The 22,886-nt window shown below is 72.6% G+C and carries 19 protein-coding genes and 2 rRNA genes (1 of these 21 cut by a window edge); 19 read left to right on the plus strand and 2 right to left on the minus strand.

The window, feature by feature from the left end:
- A 23S ribosomal RNA gene (locus tag EDD30_RS31320) occupies positions 1–1,053 on the plus strand; it begins 2,056 nt to the left of the window's first position.
- A 118-nt stretch (positions 1,054–1,171) separates the two neighbouring features.
- Positions 1,172–1,288, plus strand: a 5S ribosomal RNA gene (gene rrf, locus EDD30_RS31325).
- A 140-nt stretch (positions 1,289–1,428) separates the two neighbouring features.
- On the opposite strand, the gene EDD30_RS39400 is transcribed toward rrf, so the two are convergent.
- Complete coding sequence (locus EDD30_RS39400) at positions 1,429–3,168, minus strand: hypothetical protein (protein WP_170208292.1); 1,740 nt, start codon at positions 3,166–3,168, stop codon at positions 1,429–1,431.
- Between EDD30_RS39400 and EDD30_RS41045 the strand changes: the two genes are divergently transcribed.
- Positions 3,112–4,134 (plus strand): Replicase polyprotein 1ab, encoded by a 1,023-nt coding sequence (locus EDD30_RS41045; RefSeq protein WP_244945467.1) that lies wholly within the window; start codon positions 3,112–3,114, stop codon positions 4,132–4,134. The genes EDD30_RS39400 and EDD30_RS41045 overlap by 57 nt on opposite strands.
- Positions 4,131–5,114 (plus strand): HAD-IIA family hydrolase, encoded by a 984-nt coding sequence (locus tag EDD30_RS31340; RefSeq protein ID WP_123678606.1) that lies wholly within the window; start codon positions 4,131–4,133, stop codon positions 5,112–5,114. The genes EDD30_RS41045 and EDD30_RS31340 overlap by 4 nt, the downstream gene beginning before the upstream one ends.
- 34 nt (positions 5,115–5,148) lie before the next feature.
- Here EDD30_RS31340 and EDD30_RS31345 read toward each other — a convergent pair whose 3' ends face one another.
- Complete coding sequence (locus EDD30_RS31345) at positions 5,149–5,484, minus strand: SCP2 sterol-binding domain-containing protein (protein ID WP_071806261.1); 336 nt, start codon at positions 5,482–5,484, stop codon at positions 5,149–5,151.
- Positions 5,485–5,602: 118 nt separating this feature from the next.
- Here EDD30_RS31345 and EDD30_RS42135 point away from each other — a divergent pair, with 118 nt between their 5' ends.
- The 15 genes from EDD30_RS42135 (at position 5,603) to ald (ending at position 22,872) form a co-directional block, all read left to right on the plus strand.
- Positions 5,603–6,691 (plus strand): phasin family protein, encoded by a 1,089-nt coding sequence (locus EDD30_RS42135; protein WP_071806260.1) that lies wholly within the window; start codon positions 5,603–5,605, stop codon positions 6,689–6,691.
- Positions 6,688–6,987 carry a hypothetical protein gene (locus tag EDD30_RS38485; RefSeq protein ID WP_071806259.1) on the plus strand — a complete coding sequence of 100 codons (300 nt, stop codon included), beginning with the start codon at positions 6,688–6,690 and terminating at the stop codon, positions 6,985–6,987. The genes EDD30_RS42135 and EDD30_RS38485 overlap by 4 nt, the downstream gene beginning before the upstream one ends.
- Before the next feature lie 31 nt (positions 6,988–7,018).
- On the plus strand, positions 7,019–7,879 hold the full coding sequence (locus tag EDD30_RS31355) for a TlyA family RNA methyltransferase (RefSeq protein WP_071806258.1): 861 nt from the start codon (positions 7,019–7,021) through the stop codon (positions 7,877–7,879).
- Positions 7,876–8,763, plus strand: a complete 888-nt coding sequence (locus tag EDD30_RS31360; RefSeq protein WP_071806257.1) for an NAD kinase — start codon at positions 7,876–7,878, stop codon at positions 8,761–8,763. Before EDD30_RS31355 ends, EDD30_RS31360 begins: the two co-directional genes overlap by 4 nt.
- Positions 8,764–8,850: 87 nt before the next feature.
- Positions 8,851–10,599 (plus strand): DNA repair protein RecN, encoded by a 1,749-nt coding sequence (recN, locus tag EDD30_RS31365; RefSeq protein WP_071806256.1) that lies wholly within the window; start codon positions 8,851–8,853, stop codon positions 10,597–10,599.
- A gap of 74 nt (positions 10,600–10,673) precedes the next feature.
- On the plus strand, positions 10,674–11,852 hold the full coding sequence (gene steA / locus EDD30_RS31370; protein WP_071806255.1) for a putative cytokinetic ring protein SteA: 1,179 nt from the start codon (positions 10,674–10,676) through the stop codon (positions 11,850–11,852).
- Between the two features lie 28 nt (positions 11,853–11,880).
- Positions 11,881–12,804, plus strand: coding sequence for a copper transporter (locus tag EDD30_RS31375; protein ID WP_071806254.1), 924 nt, complete (start codon positions 11,881–11,883; stop codon positions 12,802–12,804).
- 105 nt (positions 12,805–12,909) lie between these two features.
- Positions 12,910–13,770, plus strand: a complete 861-nt coding sequence (locus tag EDD30_RS31380) for a hypothetical protein (protein WP_071806253.1) — start codon at positions 12,910–12,912, stop codon at positions 13,768–13,770.
- Entirely contained in the window at positions 13,767–15,341 is a 1,575-nt protein-coding gene (murJ, locus tag EDD30_RS31385) for a murein biosynthesis integral membrane protein MurJ (protein ID WP_071806252.1), read from the plus strand. The genes EDD30_RS31380 and murJ overlap by 4 nt, the downstream gene beginning before the upstream one ends.
- Complete coding sequence (locus EDD30_RS31390; protein ID WP_071806251.1) at positions 15,338–16,468, plus strand: glycosyltransferase family 4 protein; 1,131 nt, start codon at positions 15,338–15,340, stop codon at positions 16,466–16,468. Before murJ ends, EDD30_RS31390 begins: the two co-directional genes overlap by 4 nt.
- On the plus strand, positions 16,465–18,738 hold the full coding sequence (locus EDD30_RS31395) for a hypothetical protein (RefSeq protein ID WP_244945468.1): 2,274 nt from the start codon (positions 16,465–16,467) through the stop codon (positions 18,736–18,738). The genes EDD30_RS31390 and EDD30_RS31395 overlap by 4 nt, the downstream gene beginning before the upstream one ends.
- A 132-nt stretch (positions 18,739–18,870) precedes the next feature.
- Complete coding sequence (locus EDD30_RS31400) at positions 18,871–20,595, plus strand: CTP synthase (RefSeq protein ID WP_071806250.1); 1,725 nt, start codon at positions 18,871–18,873, stop codon at positions 20,593–20,595.
- Entirely contained in the window at positions 20,592–21,191 is a 600-nt protein-coding gene (locus EDD30_RS31405) for an NUDIX domain-containing protein (RefSeq protein WP_071806249.1), read from the plus strand. The genes EDD30_RS31400 and EDD30_RS31405 overlap by 4 nt, the downstream gene beginning before the upstream one ends.
- 124 nt (positions 21,192–21,315) lie before the next feature.
- Positions 21,316–21,627, plus strand: a complete 312-nt coding sequence (locus EDD30_RS31410; RefSeq protein ID WP_143162725.1) for a hypothetical protein — start codon at positions 21,316–21,318, stop codon at positions 21,625–21,627.
- A 129-nt stretch (positions 21,628–21,756) separates the two neighbouring features.
- Positions 21,757–22,872 (plus strand): alanine dehydrogenase, encoded by a 1,116-nt coding sequence (gene ald, locus EDD30_RS31415; RefSeq protein WP_071806247.1) that lies wholly within the window; start codon positions 21,757–21,759, stop codon positions 22,870–22,872.
- The last annotated feature ends 14 nt before the right edge of the window (positions 22,873–22,886 follow it).

The following is a 22,886-nucleotide window of genomic DNA, read 5'->3' on the forward strand; positions in this document are numbered from 1 at the left end:
TAAGGGGACCTGTTAGCTCTTCGGGGCGAAGCGGAGAACTTAAGCGCCAGTAAACGGCGGTGGTAACTATAACCATCCTAAGGTAGCGAAATTCCTTGTCGGGTAAGTTCCGACCTGCACGAATGGCGTAACGACTTCCCCACTGTCTCAACCACAGGCCCGGCGAAATTGCAGTACGAGTAAAGATGCTCGTTACGCGCGGCAGGACGGAAAGACCCCGGGACCTTTACTATAGCTTGACATTGGTATCCGAATGTAATTGTGTAGGATAGGTGGGAGCCGGTGAAGCTCGGACGCCAGTTCGGGTGGAGGCAATCTTGAAATACCACTCTGTTGGATTTGGGTATCTAACTTGCGGCCCTGATCGGGTCGAGGGACAGTGTCTGGTGGGTAGTTTAACTGGGGCGGTTGCCTCCTAAAAGGTAACGGAGGCGCCCAAAGGTTCCCTCAGCCTGGTTGGCAATCAGGTGTTGAGTGTAAGTACATAAGGGAGCTTGACTGTGAGACTGACAGGTCGAGCAGGGACGAAAGTCGGGACTAGTGATCCGGCACTTGCGTGTGGAAGCGGTGTCGCTCAACGGATAAAAGGTACCCCGGGGATAACAGGCTGATCTTCCCCAAGAGTCCATATCGACGGGATGGTTTGGCACCTCGATGTCGGCTCGTCGCATCCTGGGGCTGTAGCAGGTCCCAAGGGTTGGGCTGTTCGCCCATTAAAGCGGTACGCGAGCTGGGTTTAGAACGTCGTGAGACAGTTCGGTCCCTATCCGCCGTGCGCGTTGGATACTTGAGAAGGGCTGTCCCTAGTACGAGAGGACCGGGACGGACGAACCTCTGGTGTGCCAGTTGTCCCGCCAGGGGCACGGCTGGTTAGCTACGTTCGGAAGGGATAACCGCTGAAAGCATCTAAGCGGGAAGCTCGCTTCGAGATGAGGTATCCCACCACCTTGAGTGGGTAAGGCCCCCAGCTAGACGACTGGGTTGATAGGCCGGAAATGTAAGCCAGGTAACTGGTTCAGTTGACCGGTACTAATAGGCCGAGGGCTTAACCACATCATATTTGATACTCTATGCGTCCACTGTGTGATTCACAGCAAACAACCACCCCTCACCCCCCTGGGTGATATTCCAGGGGGTTGCTGGTGAAGAGGTTGTTTCCGCTGATAGATGTTTCGGTGGTTATAGCGGAGGGGAAACGCCCGGTCTCATTCCGAACCCGGAAGCTAAGCCCTCCAGCGCCGATGGTACTGCACTCGGGAGGGTGTGGGAGAGTAGGACGCCGCCGGACTTAACGTACAGTCGAGGGCCATCCCCTACGGGGGTTGGCCCTCGACTGCTTTTGCGTGTCCGGTGCCTTGTAGCGTGGTACGGACGCGCCCGCGACGGGCCGATGTGCGTCGCGGTCCGTGCCGGACCGACGTGTACCCGTTATACCCCTGTATGTGAAGTGCTCCGGCGACCGCCCAACCGCGCGGCACCGCCGAAATCGGAAGGATTTGACCCGTGAACCCAGGACCGCAGGACGGCGGCAACCGCGACGACGAGAGCCGGCCCCGCCGGGATCGCGACGGTGGCTCCGACGGAAGCCCCCGCGGTGACCGGGGAGACGGGGGCGCCCCCCGCCGCGACAGCGGCAGCCGCGACCGTGGCGGCTACCAGGGCAGCCGACCCGGCTACCAGGGTGACCGCGGCGGTTATCAGGGCGGCCGCGGCTCGGACCGCGGCGGCTTCCGTGGCGGAGACCGCGACCGTGGTGGCGACCGCGGTGGCTTCCGCGGCCCCGACCGCGGCGCCCCGCAGGGTGGCGGTGACCGGGGCGGTTTCCGTGGCGGCGACCGTGACCGTGGTGGTTATCAGGGTGGCGGTGACCGCGGTGGTTTCCGTGGTGGCGACCGGCCTCAGGGCGGCGGCTTCCGTGGCGGTGACCGCGATCGTGGTGGTTATCAGGGTGGCGGTGACCGGGGTGGTTTCCGTGGTGGCGACCGGCCTCAGGGCGGTGGTTATCAGGGTGGTGGTGACCGGGGTGGTTTCCGTGGTGGCGACCGGCCTCAGGGCGGCGGCTTCCGTGGCGGTGACCGCGATCGTGGTGGTTATCAGGGTGGTGGTGACCGGGGTGGTTTCCGTGGTGGCGACCGGCCTCAGGGCGGCGGCTTCCGTGGTGGCGACCGTGACCGTGGTGGTTATCAGGGTGGTGGTGACCGGGGTGGTTTCCGTGGTGGCGACCGGCCTCAGGGCGGCGGCTTCCGTGGTGGCGACCGTGACCGTGGTGGTTATCAGGGCGGTGGTGACCGGGGTGGTTTCCGTGGTGGCGACCGGCCTCAGGGCGGCGGCTTCCGTGGTGGCGACCGTGACCGTGGTGGTTACCAGGGCGGTGGTGACCGGGGTGGTTTCCGTGGTGGCGACCGGCCTCAGGGCGGCGGCTTCCGTGGTGGCGACCGTGACCGTGGTGGTTACCAGGGTGGCGGTGACCGCGGTGGTTTCCGTGGTGGCGACCGTGACCGTGGTGGTTACCAGGGTGGTGGCGACCGGGGCGGTTTCCGTGGTGGCGACCGTGACCGTGGTGGTTACCAGGGTGGCGGCGACCGGGGTGGATTCCGCGGGGACCGGACCGAGGGCAGTCCGCGGGGCAGCTTCCAGGGTGGCGACCGCGGCGGCGACCGCGACCGTGGTGGTTACCAGGGTGGCGGCGACCGGGGCGGTTTCCGTGGTGGCGACCGTGACCGCGGTGGCTTCCAGGGCGGAGACCGGCCGGGCAACCGGACCGGTGGTTTCCGCAGCGACCGGCCTCAGGGTGACCGGCCGCAGGGCGACCGGGGCCCGCGTGACGGGGGCTTCCGCCGTGACGACCGTGGACCCCGTGACGACCGGCCGCGCTTCGACCGGCCCCGTGCGGACCGTGGATTCCGGGACGACCGGGGACCGCGGGAGGACCGGCCGCGTTACGACCGGGGGCCGCGCGACGAGCGGGGGGCCCGCGACGACCGTGGACCTCGGTTCGAGCGGGGGCCGCGGGACGAGCAGTCCCCTCGTGAGCTGGGCCGGGACGAGCAGCCCGCCTTCCAGACGCCGGACATCCCGGAGGACATCGCGGCGAGCGACCTCGACAAGGAGGTGCGTGCCGAGCTGCTGAGCCTGTCGCGGGACACCGCCGACCGGGTCGCCCGGCATCTCGTCGCCGCGGGGACGATCATCGACGAGGACTCCGAGCTGGCGCTTCAGCACGCGATCGCGGCGCGACGGCTCGCCTCGCGGATCGCCGTGGTGCGGGAGGCCGTCGGGCTGGCCGCGTACGCCGCCGGGGACTGGACGACCGCCATCGCCGAGCTGCGGACGTACCATCGGATGACGGGGCGGCAGACCCACCTGGCCGAGCTGGCCGACTGCGAGCGCGCCCTGGGGCGCCCGGAACGGGCGATCGATCTGTTCCGCGGCGCCGACCGGGAGGCGCTCGACAAGGCCGGCGCGATCGAGCTGCTGATCGTGGCGGCCGGGGCGCGCGGCGACCTGAGCCAGCACGACGCCGCCGTGGCCATGCTCCAGGTCAAGGAGCTGACCTCGGACGACACCGCCGAGTGGGCGGCACGGCTGCGGTATGCGTACGCCGACGCGCTGCTCGCGGCCGGGCGGCGCGAGGAGGCGCGAGAGTGGTTCTCGCGGGCCGCGTCCGCCGACGAGGACGATCTGACCGATGCCGCGGAGCGGTTGCTGGAGCTCGACGGCGTCACCATCGAGGGTGACGAGGACGACGACAGCGACGACGCCGAGGCGGACCAGGACGCTGAGGCCCGCGACGCCGACGCCGCCGATGACGACCTCGACGCCGCCGATGACGACCTCGACGGGGACGATGACGACCTCGACGATGACGACCTCGACGAGGACGACGAGGACGACGAGGACGACGAGGACGACGAGCGTGAGGTGGCCGCGGACCTCGACGACCTCGACGAGGACGACGACGTGCCCGCCCACCGTGGGGGCGTGGACGACGCCGCCCGGGTCGAGGCGGCCGAGGATGCGGCCGGCGATGAGCTGCCCGCGGACAAGACCGACGGTGACGACGCGGCCGACGGGACCGGTGAGGGACGCGAGGAACTCGACGACGAGTCGCGGGTGACGGGCGACCGGGCATGACCGCTTCGCTCGCCGGCGGGTACGACCTCGTCGTCTTCGATCTGGACGGCGTCGTGTATCTCATCGACAAGCCGATCGACGGCGCCGCCGAGGCGATCGAGCGGTTGCGGGATGCCGGGACCGCGGTCGCGTACGCGACGAACAACGCCTCGCGGCGCGCGGCGGACGTCGCCGCGCTGCTCACCGGGATGGGCGTGCCGGCGGCGTCCGGCGAGGTGCTGACCTCGGCCGGCGCCGCCGCGGCCATGCTGGCCGACCGGCTTCCGGCCGGTGCACCCGTGCTGGTCGTGGGGGCCGACGCGCTGCGGGCCGAGGTGCGCGAGGCCGGGCTCGTCCCGGTCGAGCGCGCCGACGACGCACCGGTCGCGGTCGTGCAGGGCTACGGGCCCGACGTCGGCTGGAGGCTCCTTGCCGAGGCGTCGCTCGCCGTCCGTGCGGGGGCGCTGTGGATGGCGACCAACACCGACCGTACGCTGCCGAGCCCGCGTGGCCCGCTTCCCGGCAACGGTTCGCTGGTGTCGGTGCTGCGCACGGCCCTGGACCGGGATCCTGACGTGGTCGTGGGCAAGCCCGCCCCGGCCCTCTTCGACACCGCGGCGTCGCTGGCGGGGTCGCGGCGTCCGCTGGTCGTCGGCGACCGGCTCGACACGGACATCGAGGGTGCGGTCGGCGCCGGGATGGACAGCGTGCTCGTCCTCACCGGGGTGAGCGGACCGGCCGATCTGATCGCGGCGCCCGCGTCGCGCCGGCCGACGTACGTGTGCACCGACCTTTCCGGGTTGTTCGGCGCTGCCGAGGCTGCCCGCATCCCCGCCGGTGGTGGCGAGGCGGGCGGGTGGCGGCTGGCGGACGGGCGGCTCGAGGGTGCGGGCGCGCCGGTGGACGCGTTGCGGCTGGTGGCCGGGTGCGTGTGGGACGGCGGCGCGCCGCGGGCCGGCTCCGACGAAGCGGCCGGGCTGCTCAAGGAGTGGCTGGGTTAGGCAGGTGCCGGCCCGGCCGGGCCGGCCCGCCGCTCTACAGGAGCTTGCGGAGCTTCAGCAGGTCGAACGGATTGGCCCTGACCTGCACCTGCCGGGAGGCGATCGCCCGGGTCGCGTCCAGCTTGCCGGTCACCAGCGCGATCAGGTCGTCGCTGGCGGCGGTCAGAGCGATCTTGGCCTTGGGATCGTCGCCGTCGGCGATGCCGACCAGGCGTCCGCCGGTGAGCCGGCCGTGGAAGGCCGTCTCCAGATCCGGAACCCGGCAGGCGAGGGTGCGGTCGAGATCGAGCTTGCCGCCGGTCTCGGCGTCGGCGTCGAGTCGGGCCGCGAGCTGATGCAACGCCTCACGGCACTCGTCCACGCTGGCCACTGCGGCCCTCCTTCCGCGACACCCGATGTCGTTCCGCACGGTACCCGACGGGCGGACCGGGTATGCCCGGTAGCGTGACAGCAGCACGATCGTGGCGCGAGCGCGAGGGGAGAGGCTCATGCAGGACGCATGGCGGGCGTATCTGGAGATGGCGCTCGGCTTGACGGAGGCACCGCGCAAGAAGGCGCAGAAGGTTGCCGGTGAACTGCTGAACAAGGGCGGCGCCACGGCGGGACAGCTCCAGGGCCTGGTCGAGGACCTGCTGTCGACGGGCATGGCCAACCGCGACGCGCTGACCAACATCGTGCGCTACGAGGTGGACCGGGCGCTCGGGCTGGTCGGCCTGGCCACCGCCGACGAGGTCTCGGACCTGACCGCGCGGGTACGCGACCTCGAGAAGCAGCTCAAAGCCGCCCGTGCGCGCGCCGACGCGGCGGCTGGGGACGACGCGGCGGCCGACGTGACCATCGCCGAGCCCGGCCCGGTCTCCGTGGTGCCGCCGGCCAGCAAGGGCACGGTCAAGCCGGTCGCGAAGAAGGCGGTCAAGCCCCCCACCCCCAACGCGATGCCGGCCGCCGCGACTCCTGCCGCCTCCGCCCGCAAGGCGGCGAAGAAGGCGACCCCCGCGACGACCGCACCGGCAAAGGCCGCACCGGCAAAGGCCGCACCGGCAAAGGCCGTGCCGGCAAAGGCCGTGCCGGCAAAGGCCGGACCGTCCAAGGCCACGCCATCCAAGTCCGGGGTGCCCAAGGCCGGGCCGGCGAAGATTGCGGGCGGGCGGGCCAAGGCGACGCCGGCGACCGCCGGGCCGGCGACCGCCGCGCCGGAGAAGGCCGTGCCGGCCAAGGCGACGCAGGTGGCGAAGGCGGCGCGCAAGGCTGCCAAGGCCACCGCACCCACCACCGAGCCCGCCGGAACCGCCGCCGCGCCGACCGCCGCGGTGAAGGCCGCCGCCGCCGAGACGGTGCTTCCGCCGTCGAAGAGCACGCCGTCGAAGAGCAGCCCGGCGAAGAGCACGCCGACGAAGAGCAGCCCGGCGAAGACCATCCCCGCGAAGGGCGGCCCGGCGAAGGCCGCTCCCGGCAAGAGCGCCTCAGCGAAGGCCGCTCCCCGCAAGAGCAGCGAGGCGAAGGCAGGCCCGGAGAAGAGCGCGCCGGCCCAGAAGATGACCGGCACCGACACCGCGACGCCGGAGGTCACGCCGTGACGTATCCGCACCAGCCCCCGCGCCCCGGCCCGCCGCCCGGTGGTTTCCGGCCGGGCCCGCCGCCCGGCGGAGGATTCCGGCCCGGGCCGCCGCCCGGTCAGCAGGCGGCCCCGCCGCCGCGGGCGGAGGTGACCCCGGGGCTGCTCGACGGCTCGGAGTCGACCGGCCACCCGGCCGTCGACGCGGTGTTGCGGTCGCTCGCCAACGCCGCCACGCTCGCGCCGGCCGACCAGATCGCCGAGTACGAGGCCGCGCACCAGGTGCTCCAGGAGACTCTGGCGAGCATCGACCGCTGATGAGCCGTACCCGTAAGAAGGTTGTGCACTGATGGCCCGCCGCGCGCGTCTCGACGCCGAGCTCGTCCGCCGCAAGCTGGCCCGTTCCCGGGAGCAGGCCGCCGCGCTCGTCGCGGCCGGGCGGGTCCAGGTCCGCGGCAGCGTGGCGGCCAAGGTCGCCACCATGATCGACCCCGCGGACCCGGTGGTGGTCACCGGCGAGGATCCCGCCGACGAGTACGTCTCGCGGGGCAGCCACAAGCTGGCCGGGGCGCTCAAGGCCTTTCCCGAGCTGGTGGTGCGCGGCCGGCGATGCCTCGACGCCGGCGCCTCCACCGGTGGGTTCACCGACGTGCTGCTGCGTGGGGGCGCCGCGCACGTGTACGCGGTCGACGTCGGATACGGCCAGCTCGCGTGGCCGCTGCGTACCGACGAGCGCGTGACGGTGATGGAACGGACCAACGTCCGGACCTTGACGCCCGACATGCTGGGCGGCCAGGTGGCGTTGACCGTGGCCGACCTGTCCTTCATCTCGCTGCGGTTGGTGCTGCCCGCCCTGAGCGCCTGCACCGCCGAGGACGGCGATCTGGCGCTGATGGTCAAACCGCAGTTCGAGGTCGGCAAGGATCGGGTCGGTTCCGGCGGGGTGGTGCGCGATCCCGCGCTGCGGGCCGAGGCGGTCCTCGACGTGGCCGCGGCGGCCGCCGAGCTGGGTCTGGGCGTCGCCTCCGTGGCCGCGAGCCCGCTGCCGGGGCCCAGCGGCAACGTGGAGTTCTTCGTGTGGTTCCGGCGCGGCGCCCCACCCGCGGACGCCGACCGGGTGCACGCCGTGGTCGCTGCCGGGCCCACCGGCGCGGTAACGTCCGGCGGGCCGGCGACGATGCCGGATTCGCCCCCGTTGGAGGACGCATGACCCGCTCGGCACTGCTGGTGACCCACACCGGCCGGCGGCAGAGCACCCAGCAGGCCCAGGCCGTCGCCCGGGACCTCGTCGCCGCCGGTTTCGAGGTACGGGTCATCGCCGAGGAAGTGGACGACCTCGAGTTGCCACCCGGCGTCACGCCGGTCGACGACCCCTCCGCGGCCGAGGGCGCGGAGATCGTCTTCGCGCTCGGCGGGGACGGCACCTTCCTGCGCGCCGCCGAGCTGGCGCGCCCGGCGAAGGCGCCGCTGCTCGGCATCAACCTGGGCAAGGTGGGCTTCCTCGCCGAGGCCGAGCTGCAGAACATCGACCAGACCGTGCGCGACATCGTCGACGGCGACTACACCGTGGACGAACGCCTCACCCTCGACGTGCGCGCCGAGTACGACGGCCGCCTGATCGCCGACTCCTGGGCGCTCAACGAGGTGAGTGTCGAGAAGGGCCAGCGCGCGCAGATGCTCGAACTGCTCGTCGACGTCGACGGGCGCCCGCTGTCGCGCTACGGCTGCGACGGTGTCGTGTGTGCCACACCGACCGGCTCGACGGCGTACGCGTTCTCCGCCGGCGGCCCGGTCGTGTGGCCGGAGGTGGAGGCGCTGCTGCTCGTGCCGATCAGCGCGCACGCGTTGTTCAGCAAGCCGATCGTCACCGCGCCGACCTCGACGTTTGTGATCACCGTGGACCCGTACACGTCGTTCGCGGTGCTGTGCTGCGACGGGCGGCGGACCTGGGACCTGCCGCCGGGCGCGCAGGTCACGGTCGAGCGCGGGCAGCTCCCGGTGCGGCTGGTACGCCTCAAGCCGCGGCCGTTCACCGACACCCTGGTGGCGAAGTTCCACCTGCCCGTGGAGGGGTGGCGCGGTAATCGACGCTGATGAGCGGGCCTTCCTGTATTTGATCTTGGTTTTCCTGTCCGGGGGCTCAGTGGGCAATTGTCGGTGGGCACCGATACTGTTCGCCCTGTGCTGGAGGAACTGCGGATCACCGGGCTCGGCGTCATCGACGACACGACGCTGAGGCTGACCACGGGCATGAACGCCATCACCGGTGAGACCGGCGCGGGCAAGACGATGGTCGTGACCGGGCTGGGGTTGCTCTTCGGCGGCCGGGCCGACGCCGGGCGGGTGCGCGCCGACCCGGGCCGGGCGGTCGTCGAGGGCCGGCTGCGCCTCGAGGGGCACCTCGCCGGCGCGGTGCAGGCGCGCATCGTCGATGCGGGCGCGGAGGTCGACGACGACGGCTCGGTGCTGTTGAGCCGCACGGTGACGATCGAGGGCCGCTCGCGGGCGCACGTCGGCGGGCGGGGCATGCCGGTCGCGATGCTCGGCGAGGTGGGCGAGCAGGTCGTCGCGGTGCACGGGCAGTCCGACCAGTTGCGCCTGCTGCGCCCGGCCGAGCAGCGCGCCGCGCTGGACCGCTACGCCGGCCCTGAGCACGAGAAGCTGCTGGAGACCTACCGCCAGGGCTACACGCAGTGGCGGGCGGTGGTCGACGACCTCGCCGACCGGCGCCGGCACGCCCGGGAGCGCAGCCAGGAGGCCGATCTGCTCAAGCTCGGTCTCGACGAGATCAGCCGGGTGGACCCGCAGCCGGGCGAGGACGATGAGCTGCGCGCCGAGGTGCAGCGGCTGGAGCACGCCGAGGGCCTGCGGACGGCCGCGGCGCTGGCGGCACAGGCCCTGGCCGGTGGCGTGGAGGCGGCCGACGAGACCCCGGACGCGACGCAGTTGCTGGGCACCGCCCGGCGGACCCTGGAGGCGCAGTCCGGGGTGGACCCGGCGCTGAGCGAGCTCGCCGCCCGGGTGGAGGAGGCGGCCACGCTGGTCGGCGACGTGTCCGCCGAGCTGTCGGCCTATCTCGACCGGCTCGACGCCGACCCGGCGCGGCTGGAGGCGATCTATGAGCGCCGCGCCGCGCTGCGGGCGCTGACCCGCAAGTACGCCGACGACGTCGACGGGGTCATCGCCTGGGCCGACCACGCCCGCACGCGCCTCGCCGCCCTGGACACCTCTGACGAGCTGCTGGAGGAGCTCGACAAGGAGCGGGCGCGTCTCGCCGGGCACGTCGCCGAGCTGGCCGCACGGCTGACCGCCGCCCGGGCCGAGGCCGCCGGGCGCTTCGCCGCCCAGGTCAGCGTCGAGCTCGCCGGCCTGGCGATGCCGCACTCCCGGGTGGAGATCGCGGTGTTGCCGCGTGGCGCCGGGCGCGACGAGCCCTCCATCGACGGACTCGCGGTGGGGCCGGACGGCGCCGACGAGATCGAGCTGCGCCTGATCGCGCATCCCGGTGCCCCCGCGCTGCCGTTGCAGAAGGGCGCATCCGGCGGCGAGTTGTCGCGCGTCATGCTGGCGATCGAGGTGGTCTTCGCCGGGGCGGGCGGCCCGCCGACGCTGGTCTTCGACGAGGTCGACGCCGGCGTGGGCGGCCAGGCGGCCGTGGAGATCGGGCGCCGGCTGGCCCGGCTGGCCCGCACCCACCAGGTGCTGGTCGTCACCCACCTGCCCCAGGTGGCCGCGTTCGCCGACCGGCATCTGGTCGTGGCCAAGGACACCGGTGGCGCGATCACGACCAGCGGCGTCCGGATCGTCGAGGAGACCGAGAGGGCCCGCGAGCTGGCCCGGATGCTCGCCGGCCTGCCCGATTCCGACCTGGGCATCGCGCACGCGGAGGAGCTGCTGGCGGTGGCGGAGCGGGAGAAGCACGGCGGGTGATTTGCCCCTTTCCCGGGGTGACCTTGTGCATGTCGCGTACGAGCGGGTCGATCGGGCATGTCAGGATGGCCGGGATGCGACTTCCCACCTTGCGCCGGACCCGGAGCGTCGAACCCGGGGCTGTAGCCGGCACCGCTCGTCTCGACCGCCGGACCAAGCGTCTGGTCGGCCGGTTGCGCCCCGGTGACATCGCCGTCATCGACCACGTCGACATCGACCGGGTCGCCGCCGACTCGCTGGTCGCCGTCGGCGTCGCGGCCGTGCTCAACGTCAAGCCGTCGATCTCCGGGCGCTATCCGAACCTGGGCCCCGAGGTGCTGGTCCAGGCCGGGATCGTGCTCATCGACAACCTCGGCGAGGAGATCTTCGACCGGATCAGCGAGGGTGACGTGGTCAGCCTCGACAACGACACGGTGCTGCTCGGCGGCGAGACCGTGGCCTCCGGCCTGCGCCAGGACGCCGAAAGCGTCGCCAAGGCGATGGCCGACGCCCGCGAGGGGCTGTCGGTGCAGCTCGAGGCGTTCGCCGCGAACACCATGGACTACCTCAAGCAGGAGCGCGACCTGCTGCTCGACGGCGTCGGCGTGCCGGATGTGGAGACCCGCATCGCCGGGCGGCACGTGCTCATCGTCGTGCGCGGCTACGACTACAAGGCCGACCTGGACGTGCTGCGCCCGTACATCCGGGAGTTCAAGCCGGTGCTGATCGGGGTCGACGGCGGCGCCGACGCGCTGGTCGAGTCCGGCTACACCCCAGACATGATCATCGGCGACATGGACTCGGTCACCGACGACGTGCTGCGCTGCGGCGCCGAGGTCATCGTGCACGCCTATCCGGACGGGCGGGCGCCCGGTCTCGCCCGGGTGCACGGGCTCGGCGTGGCGGCCACCACCTTCCCCGCGGCGGCCACCAGCGAGGACCTCGCCATGCTGCTCGCCGACGAGAAGGGCGCCTCCCTGATCGTCGCCGTCGGCACCCACGCCAACCTTGTCGAGTTCCTCGACAAGGGACGCGGTGGCATGGCCTCGACCTTCCTGACCCGGCTCAAGGTCGGCGGCAAGCTGGTCGACGCCAAGGGGGTCAGCCGCCTCTACAAGCAGAACATCTCCGGTTCGGCGCTGCTGCTGCTGGTGCTCTCCGCGATCGCGGCGATGACCTCGGCGGTGGCCGTGTCGACCGTGGGGAAGGCCTACCTGTCCGTGATGTCCGAGTGGTGGAACAATCTGGTCTTCCAGTTAGGACAGCTTTTCTGATCGGCGATACGGACCAAGAGGCTTTGGTGTGATCAATTTCCGGTACCACGTGGTGTCGCTCACCGCGGTCTTCCTCGCGCTCGCCATCGGGCTGGTGGTGGGCACCGCCGCGCTCAACGGGCCGGCGGCCGACCTCCTCAAGGACCGCGTCGACGCGCTGAGCAAGGACAACAGCAACTACCGCGAGCAGGCCAACCAGTATCGCGAGGAGCTCAACCGCAGCGAGGAGTTCGCCACCGAGGTGGCCCCGGCGCTGCTCGGCGGCAAGCTCGCCGGTCGCAAGATCGTCGTCGTGGTGCTGCCCAGCGGCAAGGACCACGCCGAGGGCGTGACCTCGATGCTGAAGGCCACCGGTGCCACGATCACCGGCCAGGTGACGGTGCAGGACAAGTTCCTCGACCCGGCGAACGCCACCGAGTTGCTCGAGCTGACCGAGAAGGCGCCCCGCCCGACGGTCTCCATCGAGGGACTGCCGCACAACATCGACGCCGTGGAGACCGCCAGCGCCCTGCTCGCCCGGGCGCTGCTGCTGAAGACGGACGCCGTCGCCGAGCAGGACCTGACCGCGGTGCTGTCCGCGTACACGACACTGGGCTATCTCGGAGTGACCGACGACATAGTGCCGGGCGCGGAGGCGACCGTGGTCGTGTCCGGCCTGCCGCCCGTCGATCGGGAGGCGGGCAAGAAGAACCAGAACGCGGTCACCCTGACCAACCAGTTCGTCAACAACCGGCCCCTGGTGGTGGCGGGCAACGGCACCCAGGACGGCAACCTCGTCGCCGAGGTGCGTGGCGATCCGACGCTGGTCACGAAGGTCTCCACGGTGGACAACGCGAGCACCGCCCAGGGGCAGCTCGCGACCGCCCTGACCGCGATCGAGCGGATCGCGGCCGGCAAGGTCGGTCAGTACGGCCTGAACGGCGCCTCCCGGGTCCCCAAAGCCGCGAGCTGACGCCGCGGCCCGCCCGAGAGTCGCGGGCCGGTTCCGCGCGGGCAAGTCCTAGACTCAGCGGTCGGCCGCCGCGGGAGCGGCCCCGCGAGTCAGGAGAGCAGACGCATGGCCAGCAGGATGACGTCGTCCGGCCTCGGTGCGCTCGCCGCCCGGGCCGCGCTGGCCTGGATCCGCCGGGATCCGCGCTCCGGCGAGCTGGACCGCACCAACTTCCACGGCCGCACGGTCTCGCTGGCGGGTGGGCCCGCGCTGGCGGCCGGTGCCACCCTGGGCGCCGCCGCGGGCGCGCCCAGCGCCGTCGCCGCCGCGGCCGCGATCACCGCAGGGGTGACCGGCGGAGCGGTCGGCTTCTACGACGACGTCGTCGGCAACCGCCCGGAGCAGAAGTCCGCCAAGGGCTTCCGGGGCCACCTGGGCGCGCTGCGCGAGGGGCGGGTCACCAGCGGCCTCGTCAAGATCGCCGGCGTGGGCGCGGCCGGGCTGGCCGCCGCCGCCCTGCTGGCCCGCGACCCGAGCGTGCGCGCCCACCCGGCACGGCAGCGGGCCGGTGCGGTGCGCCGCACGGCCGACGTGCTGCTGGGCGCCGGGGTCGTCGCGGGCACGGCGAACCTGCTCAACCTGCTCGACCTGCGTCCCGGCCGGGCGATCAAGGCCGCCACCGTCATCGGCACGCCGCTGGTCGCCGGCCGCGGCGGGGCGCTGACCGCCGGCACGCTGGGCGCGGGCGTGGGTCTGCTGCCCGCCGACCTCGGCGAGGAGATCATGCTCGGCGACGCGGGCGCCAACGCCCTCGGCGCCCTGCTCGGCGTCGCTCTGGCCGCTCGGACCGGACCGGCCGGGCGGGCGCTGGCGCTCGCGGTGCTCGCCGGGCTGACCGCGGCCAGCGAGAAGGTCAGCTTCACGCGGGTCATCCAGGACACGCCGGGGCTGCGCGAATTCGACGCGCTCGGCCGCCGGGCTCCGTGACCTCGGCCCGCATCCGCGCGGGGGTGGCGGGTGCCGCCACCGTCATCGCGGTCCTGACGATCCTCGCCCGGATCGCCGGCTTCGGCCGTATGTTCGTCTTCCTGCGGACGGTCGGCAAGGACGGGCTCGCCAACGTCTACACCGCTGCCAACTCCATCCCCAACATCGTCTTCGAGCTCGTCGCGGGTGGCGCCCTGGCCAGCCTCGTGGTGCCGCTGATCGCCGGGGCGGTCGAGGCGGGCGACCGGGAGCGGGTCGGCGCCGTCGCCTCGGCGCTGCTCACCCGGGTCCTGCTGCTGATGGTGCCGTTGGCGGTCCTGGTCGCCGTGCTCGCCGGCCCGATCGCGGGGCTGTTCGCCGTCCCGGCCGAGGGTCAGGAGGTGGCCGCGCGGATGCTGCGGATCTTCGCGCCGCAGCTCCCGCTCTACGGCGTCGGCATCGTGCTCACCGGCGTGCTTCAGGCCCACCACCGCTTCGCGTGGCCGGTGATCGCCCCGCTGCTGTCCAGTGTCACGGTGATGGGGGCGTACCTGAGCTATGCCGTCGTCGACGGTGCCCGCAGCGACTTCGCCGGGCTGAGCGGCACCGGGGAGCTGATCCTGGCCGGCGGCACCACCCTGGGCGTGGTGGTGCTGGCGCTGTGCCTGCTCATCCCGCTGCGCAGGCTGCGGCTGCACTGGCGGCCCGTCTGGGGCTTCCCCGGGAACGAGGGGCGGCTGGCGCTGCGGCTGGGATGGGCCGGCGCGGTCACCGTCGGGGCTCAGCAGATCATGGTGTCGACCGTCACCATCCTGGCCGTCGACGGCCCGCTGGTGGTGTTCAACGCCGCGCAGACCGTGTTCCTGCTGCCCTGGGCGGTTCTCGCCGTCCCGCTGGCGACCGCGGTGTATCCGGGCCTGGCCGCGGCCGCCTCCCGCGGCGACGAGGCGGAGTACACCGCCTCGCTGGCCCGGACCGCACGGTCGGTGGTCCTGCTGGCCTGCCTCGGCGCGGCCGCGCTCGGCGCCGTGGCCTGGCCGGCGGCGCGCCTGATCGACGCGCCCGCCGCAGCGCCGGGCATCGTCGCGTTCGCTCCGGGACTGCTCGGCTACGCCCTCTTCGCGCTGCTCTCCCGTGCCCTCTACGCCCGCGGCGCAACGGCCGCCGCGGCGGCCGCCACCGCCGTCGGATGGGGAATCGCCGCGCTCGCCGCGATCGTGTTCTCCGCACGGCTCGCCGAGCGGCACGAGGTGGCCGGGCTCGGCGCCGCCAGCACCATCGGCATGTCCGTCATCGGACTGCTGCTGGTGCTGGGCGTACGCCGCCACGCCGGCCCAGAGGCGCTTTCCGGACTGCTTCGCGTGAGCGTGGTGGGTATCGTGGCGGCGGTCGCGGCCGGCTTCGCCGGGTGGGGCGCCGCCGAGGGTGTGCGACAGGCGATCGGCGGCACCCCGGGAGTGTGGGGCAGCGTTCTGGAGGGCATGCTGGGCGGGGTCGTGGTCGCGGTCGTGTTCGCCGCCGTGGTGTATCCGCTCGACCGCCACGGCCTCCGATCGCTGGTCTCGAAGTTCACCGGGAGGGATCGCACGTGACGGACGCGGCGCAGGCGGCACCGTGGCAGGGCACGGTCGCGCTGGTGCTGGGCTCCAGCACCGGCGGGGTCGGCCAGCACGTCTCCTCGCTCGCGCGCGGGCTGCTCGCGGCCGGGTGCGGGGTGCTGGTCTGCGGTCCCGCCGCCACCGACGAGCTGTTCGGCTTCTCCGCGGCCGGGGCCGGGTTCGCCCCGGTCGAGATCTCGGCGAACCCGGGCCCGCAGGACTCGGGCGCGATCCGCGCGCTGCGCCGGGCGCTGACCGGGCGCGAGCTCGGCGTGGTGCACGCACACGGCCTGCGGGCCGCGTTCGTCGCCGCCCTCGCCCGTCCGACCGCGCCGCTGGTCGTCACCTGGCACAACGTCGTCCTGGCCCGGGGCCTGCGGGGCAGCGCCTCCGCACTGGTCGAGCGGATCGTGGCCCGTTCCGCCGCGCTGACGCTGGGTGCCTCTGAGGATCTGGTCGCGCGCGCCGAGTCGCTCGGGGCGCGCAACGCCCGGCTCGGTGCGGTCGCCGCGCCGGTCGGTGGCGCGCCGAAGCGCAGCCGCACCGCGGTCCGCGCCGAGTTCCGCGTCGCCCCGGACGTGCCGCTGATCCTCTCCGTGGGCCGGCTGCACCCGCAGAAGCGCTACGACGTGCTGGTGGAGGCCGCGGCCCGGTGGCGCGAGCTCGATCCCGCGCCGCTGACCGTCGTCGCGGGCAGCGGGCCCAGCTACATGATGCTGGCCCAGCGCGCCTCGGAACTGCACGCCCGGGTCCAGCTTCTCGGGCACCGCACCGACGTGCCCGACCTGCTCGCCGGCGCCGACCTCGCCGTGGTCACCAGCGACTGGGAGGCCCGGCAGTTGTTCGCCCAGGAGGCACTGCGCGCGGGCGTACCGCTGATCACCACGGCGGTGGGTGGGCTGCCCGGCCTGGTGGGCGACGCCGCGGTGCTCATACCGCCCGGTGACGTGGACGCGCTCGACCGGGCCGTGCGGGAGATGATCGCCGATCCGGCCCGGCGTGCCGACTATGCCGCCCGCGGTCCCCGGCAGGCCGCCCGCTGGCCGACGGAGCAGGACACCATCGTCGACGTGCTGCGGGCCTACGCCTCGGTCACCCAGGTTCCGGCGGGCCAGGGGTGACGGTGCTGCGCCGCCTGCTGGCCGCGGTGCGCCGCGGCAGCCGGCCGGATTCCGCGCCGCCGTCGCGCTCGCGGCGCGGCCGGGGCTGGGTGCCGTACCTGCTGGTGGTGCTGACCGCGGCGGCGAGCCTCGCCGGGCTGGCGGTGCGCCCGCCCACCGGGGTGCCCGGGGACAGCGCCGACTACGTGATCGTCGCCGGGGCGGCCGGGCTGCGCTGGGACGACCTGGACCCGCGGCGGACGCCGGCCCTGTGGCAGGAGGCGACCCGGGGATCCGTCGGCTGGCTGTCCGTACGCTCGGCGCACCACGCCACCTGCCCCGCCGACGGCTGGCTGACCCTGGGCGCGGGCAACTACGCGGTCTGGAACGCGGGCCGCGTCGCCGGCCAGTGCCCGACGCTGGCCCCGGCCCTGGAGCAGCCCGACGGCATCGGCGCCAACCTGCCCGAGCTCAGCGGGGTGGTACGGGCCAACGCCGACCGCCAGCCCTACGGCGCGGTGCCCGGCGCGCTCGCCGAGTCGGTGCGCTGCACCGTCGCCGTGGGACCCGGCGCGGCCGTCGCCGCCGCCCGGCCGTACGGCCGCGTCGACCGGTACGTCCCGGCGCTGCCGGACGACCCGCGGAGCCTGTTCACGCAGTGCGTGCTGAGCGTGGTCGACCTCGGCACGATCACCGGTTCCGGCGCGGCGCGCCGGCAGCGGGTGGCCGAGGCCGACGCCGCCCTGGCCCGCGTGCTGGCCGCCCGCCCGGAGCGCTCGCTCATGGTGATCGCCGGCGTCTCGGACACCGACACCTACTCGCGGCTGCACGTGGCCATCGCCGAGGGGCCCGGCTGGCAGGGCGGCTGGCTGACCTCCGCCGGCACCGGCCGCGACGGCTACCTGCAACTGGTCGACCTGGCCCCGACGATCCTCACCGCGCTGGGGAAGCCGGCGCCGGAGAAGCTGTTCAACGGGCGTACCGCCAGCACCGTGCAGGGTCGTCCGGCGTCGCCGGACGATTCGATGCTCGGCAGCCATGACGCGAACCGGCGGGCCGGCGTCCAGCTCGGCATCACGGACACGTTCTTCACCGGGCTGGCCGCCGTACAGATGGCGATCTTCCTGCTCGTGGTGCCGCTGATGATGCGGGGCCGGCGGCATGTCGGCCCCACCGGACCGGCGGCGCCGCCGCGGATGCTGATGCTCGGGGTGGAACTGCTGCTGATCGCCGCCGCCCTGGCCATCCCGGCGGCGCTGCTGGCCGACGCCTTCCCCTGGTGGCGAGCCGGGCGCCCGGGCATCGCGTTCGCGCTGCTCGCCCTCGCGGTGACGGCGATCGGCACGGCCGCCGTGCGGTCCGCCCCTCGGTTCGCGCGGACGTTGTGGCCGATGGGCCTGGTCGGGGCCTCCGCCGTGGCGGTCGTCGGCGTGGACCTGCTGACCGGCGCGCAGTTGCAGCTCAACGGCGTGGCCGGCTATTCGGCCATCGAGGGTGCCCGCTACGCCGGGGTCGGCAGCGTCGGGCTCGGCGTCTTCGTGGCGGGCGCGCTGGTCGTCGCCGGCTGTGCCGCCCAGTGGGTACGCCGCCCCTGGCGTCCCGTGATCGTCGTGCTCGTCGGCGGCTTCGCCGTGATCATGGTGGGCAGCCCGTACCTGGGCGCGGACCCGACCGGGGCGATCGCCGTGACCGCCGGGGTGTGCGTGGCGGCCGCGATCAGCACCGGCGGCTGGCTCACCTTCCCGCGCATCGCCTGGTCCACCGTGGCCGGGTTGGCCGTCACCATCGGCTTCGCCGTGCTCGACCTGCGCCGTCCGCCCCTGGAGCAGGGCAGCGTCGGGCGGTTCCTGGCCGCGCTGCTCGACGGCACGGCCGGCCCGGCCATCCAGCGCGCGGCGACGTCCAGCGGCCACGCCCTGGACAGCTCGTTAACGATCCTGGCCCTGGTCGGGGCCCTCATGCTGGCCTTCAGCCAGTTCTCCCCGTGGGGCGGGCTCAACCGGGTCTTCGGCCTGCACCCGGCGCTGCGGGCCGCCCTGGCCGGCACCACGGTCACGGTCGTGCTCGCCGGGATTCTCGGGGGAGCGGCCTTCGCGGTCGCCGGGGCGGCCGCCGCCATCGCCGTCCCGCTGTTCGTCCTCACCACGCTGCGGGTGCTGGCGCACGCCGCCGACCGCACCCGCCCGGAGGGCGAGACGGACGGCCCCGGCGGGCCGGGGTTGTCACTGCGCCGCGACGAGGCCTCCGCGCGGGCGGACAAATCCGGAACCGAGGGAGCGACCGTACGCTGACACGCGCGCCGAGCAGCCCGAACGTGCGAGCGCCGCGGCAGGTGTTACTGTGAAATCCCGTGGATGGCGCGATCGTCGAGGACGATCGGCGCCGGTCTGCACGACCGAACTGACCGACCACGGGAGCAGGCCTTGGCACCAACAGTGCGCGAGACGCGGCACATCTTCGTCACCGGAGGCGTCGCCTCCTCGCTGGGCAAGGGCCTCACCGCCTCCAGCCTCGGCAACTTGCTGACCGCGCGCGGCCTGCGGGTCGTCATGCAGAAGCTGGACCCTTACCTCAACGTCGATCCCGGCACGATGAACCCGTTCCAGCACGGCGAGGTGTTCGTCACCGAGGACGGCGCCGAGACCGACCTGGACGTCGGCCACTACGAGCGCTTCCTCGACCGGGCGCTGTCGGCGAAGGCGAACGTCACCACCGGCCAGATCTACTCGGCCGTCATCGCCAAGGAGCGCCGCGGCGAGTATCTCGGCGACACCGTGCAGGTCATCCCGCACGTGACGAACGAGATCAAGGAGCGCATCTTCGCGATGGCCGCCCCCGACGAGTTCGGCCGGATCCCGGACGTCGTCATCACCGAGGTCGGCGGCACCGTCGGCGACATGGAGTCGCTGCCGTTCCTCGAGGCGATCCGCCAGGTGCGCCACGAGATCGGCCGGGACCACGTCTTCTACCTGCACGTCTCGCTGGTGCCGTACCTGGCGCCGTCGGGCGAGCTGAAGACCAAGCCGACCCAGCACTCGGTCGCCACGCTGCGCAACATCGGTATCCAGCCGGACGCGCTGGTCTGCCGCAGCGACCGGGAGATCCCGGACAAGCTCAAGCACAAGCTCTCGCTCTACTGCGACGTCGACCGCGAGGCCGTGGTCGCCGCCCCGGACGCGCCGAGCATCTACGACATCCCCAAGGTGCTGCACCGCGAGGGCCTCGACGCGTACGTGGTGCGCCGCCTGGGCCTGTCGTTCCGCGACGTGGACTGGTCCACCTGGGACGACCTGCTGGAGCGCGTGCACCACCCGCGCCGCACGATCACCGTGGCGCTGGTCGGCAAGTACGTCGACCTGCCGGACGCGTACCTGTCGGTGAGCGAGGCGATCCGCGCCGCGGGCTTCGCCAACACGGCCAAGGTGCAGTTGCGCTGGGTCCCCAGCGACGACTGCGACACCATGGCCGGCGCCGCCGCCGCCCTCAAGGGCGTCGACGGCATCTGCATCCCCGGGGGCTTCGGCATCCGCGGCATCGAGGGAAAGATCAACACTTCCCGGTACGCGCGGGAGAACGGCATCCCGATCCTCGGCCTCTGCCTGGGCCTGCAGTGCATGACCATCGACGCCGCCCGGAACCTGGCCGGCCTCGACGGCGCCAACTCGCTCGAGTTCGACGAGCGCGCGCCGCACCCGGTGATCTCCACCATGGCGGACCAGGAGGACATCGTCGCGGGCAAGGGCGACCTGGGCGGCACCATGCGGCTGGGGGCGTACCCGGCGGCGCTGACGGCGGGCTCCGTCGTCGCCGAGGCGTACGCCAGCACCGAGATCTCCGAGCGGCACCGGCACCGCTACGAGGTGAACAACGCGTACCGGGACCGGCTCTCCAAGGCCGGCCTGCGGTTCTCCGGCACCTCACCGGACGGGCGGCTGGTGGAGTTCATCGAGCTCGACCGCGAGACGCACCCGTTCTTCGTGGCCACCCAGGCGCACCCGGAGCTGAAGAGCCGGCCGACCCGGGCGCACCCGCTGTTCGCGGCGTTCGTCAAGGCCGCCGTGGCGTACGCAGCCGCCGACGAGCTGCCCGTCGAGGTCGCGCCCTCGGCGGAGCCCGACAGCGACAAGACGGCCGTGGCAGCGTCGTGAGCGCCTTCGCGCACGAGACGCGGTCGCGGACCGAGCGGTACACCGGGCCGATCTTCTCGGTCTTCACCGACGAGGTGACCATGTCGGGCGGCGGCACCGCCCATCGCGACGTGGTGGTCAACAAGAACGCGGTCGGGGTGGTCGCCCTCGACGAGGTCGGCCGGGTCGTGCTGATCAAGCAGTACCGCCACCCGGTCGGCGAGAAGCTCTGGGAGCTGCCCGCGGGCCTGCGCGACGTCGCGGGTGAGGACCTGGTGGTCACCGCGGGGCGCGAGCTCGCCGAGGAGGCCGACATCACGGCCCGCCGCTTCGACCTGCTCGTCGACCTGCACACGTCGCCGGGCTTCAGCGCGGAGACGATCCGGATCTTCCTCGCCCGGGAGCTGACGCCCGTGCCGGAGGAGGAGCGGCACGCCCGCAAGGACGAGGAGGCCGACATCGAGATCTGCTGGGTGGATCTCGACGAGGCGGTCGCCATGGTGCTGCGCGGCGAGATCACCAACGCCGCGGCGGTGGGCGGACTGCTCAGCGCGGCCCGCGCCCGCGACGACGGCTGGGCCACCCTGCGCCCGGCCGGAGCTTCGCCGCTGCGCTGACGCCCGTACCCACGGACGGACCGCCGGGATCCGGCGGTCCGTCCGTGAAGATCTTGTGCAGGAACCGGGCAGGTTCCGCCGGGAACGCCGATCGTGTCGATTTCCGGGTGCCACCATGCACGCCGTGGATATTCTCATTGCGATCGCGGCTGTCCTCGCACTCGTCTGCGGCCTGGTGACCTTCCTTGTCGTGCGCGCCGACTTCGGCCGGAACCGGGCGACGGCGATCGGCGCCGGGATCGGGCTGGTCGTCGGGCTGAGCTTCTTCGGGATCCTCTACCTGGCCGTCGGGGCGTTCCTCGCCGCGGTCGTGGCCTATCTGGTCATGCGGCGGCTGGTGAGCGTGAGGGCGGCTGTCGTGACCGGCGCCGCCGCGCTCGTCGCGGGAGCGCTGGCGTCGGCCGCGCTGCTCTCCGCCGCGCTGACCACTATGTAAAACCAGTTCTTGATCTTCGAGCCGCGAATCGGCAGTATCTTCCGTTTGGTGGGACGGTAGTCTGCAACAGCAGCCCGTCTCGGGTATGAGCCATCGACGTCTCTCCCCCGGAAAGGACGGTGTCGACTCGTGAAGGTCGGCATTCCGAGCGAAGTGAAGAACAACGAGTTCCGGGTGGCGATCACCCCGGCGGGTGTCTTCGAGTTCACCCGCGCGGGCCATCAGGTCTTCGTGCAGGCCGGCGCGGGCGCCGGTTCCTCGATCGCGGACGACGACTATGTCGCCGCCGGAGCCACGATCCTGGCCGGCGCGGACGACGTGTGGGGCACCGCGGATCTCGTGCTCAAGGTGAAGGAGCCCATCGCCGAGGAATACTCGCGCATGCGGGAGGGGCAGGTGCTCTTCACCTACCTGCACCTGGCCGCGTCGAAGGAGTGCACCGACGCGCTCATCGACCGCAAGGTCACCGGCATCGCGTACGAGACGGTCGAGCTGCCCGACCGCTCGCTGCCCCTGCTCGCCCCGATGTCGGAGGTCGCCGGGCGGCTCGCGCCCCAGGTCGGCTCCTACCACCTGATGCGCTCCGGCGGCGGCCGCGGCGTGCTCATGGGTGGCGTCCCGGGCGTCTACCAGGCCAAGGTCGTCGTCATCGGCGCCGGCGTATCGGGCATGAACGCGGCGGCGATCGCCCTCGGCATGCAGGCCGAGGTGCTGGTGCTGGACAAGAACATCGCGCGCCTGCGGGCCGCCGACGCCGACTACCGCGGTCACCTGCAGACGATCGCGTCGAACGCGTACGAGATCGAGAAGGCCGTCATCGACGCCGACCTGGTGATCGGCGCGGTCCTGGTCCCCGGTGCGAAGGCGCCGAACCTGATCTCCAACGAGCTGGTCTCGCGGATGAAGCCGGGCAGCGTGCTCGTCGACATCGCCATCGACCAGGGTGGCTGCTTCGAGGACTCGCGTCCCACCACCCACGCCGATCCGGTCTACAAGGTGCACGAGTCGATGTTCTACTGCGTCGCGAACATGCCCGGCGCGGTGCCGCACACCAGCACGTACGCGCTGACCAACGTCACCCTGCCGTACGCGCTGGAGCTGGCCAACCGGGGCTGGCGCGACGCGCTCAAGGCCGACGCCGGGCTGGCCCTCGGCCTGAACACCCATGCCGGGAACGTCACCTACGGCCCGGTCGCCGAGGCGCACGGCATGCAGTCCCTGTCCCTCGCCGAGGTGCTCGCCTGAGCCCACCCGCGGCG

The organism is Couchioplanes caeruleus (genome assembly GCF_003751945.1).
Lineage (GTDB): Bacteria > Actinomycetota > Actinomycetes > Mycobacteriales > Micromonosporaceae > Actinoplanes > Actinoplanes caeruleus.

Coding starts and splice junctions, on each gene's coding strand:
- EDD30_RS39400 (WP_170208292.1), bottom strand. CDS start 3,168: ATGCCGGGCGACCCGGTCGGCGGTGTCCCGCGACAGGCTCAGCAGCTC.
- EDD30_RS31340 (WP_123678606.1), top strand. CDS start 4,131: ATGACCGCTTCGCTCGCCGGCGGGTACGACCTCGTCGTCTTCGATCTG.
- EDD30_RS42135 (WP_071806260.1), top strand. CDS start 5,603: ATGCAGGACGCATGGCGGGCGTATCTGGAGATGGCGCTCGGCTTGACG.
- EDD30_RS31355 (WP_071806258.1), top strand. CDS start 7,019: ATGGCCCGCCGCGCGCGTCTCGACGCCGAGCTCGTCCGCCGCAAGCTG.
- EDD30_RS31360 (WP_071806257.1), top strand. CDS start 7,876: ATGACCCGCTCGGCACTGCTGGTGACCCACACCGGCCGGCGGCAGAGC.
- steA (WP_071806255.1), top strand. CDS start 10,674: ATGCGACTTCCCACCTTGCGCCGGACCCGGAGCGTCGAACCCGGGGCT.
- EDD30_RS31380 (WP_071806253.1), top strand. CDS start 12,910: ATGGCCAGCAGGATGACGTCGTCCGGCCTCGGTGCGCTCGCCGCCCGG.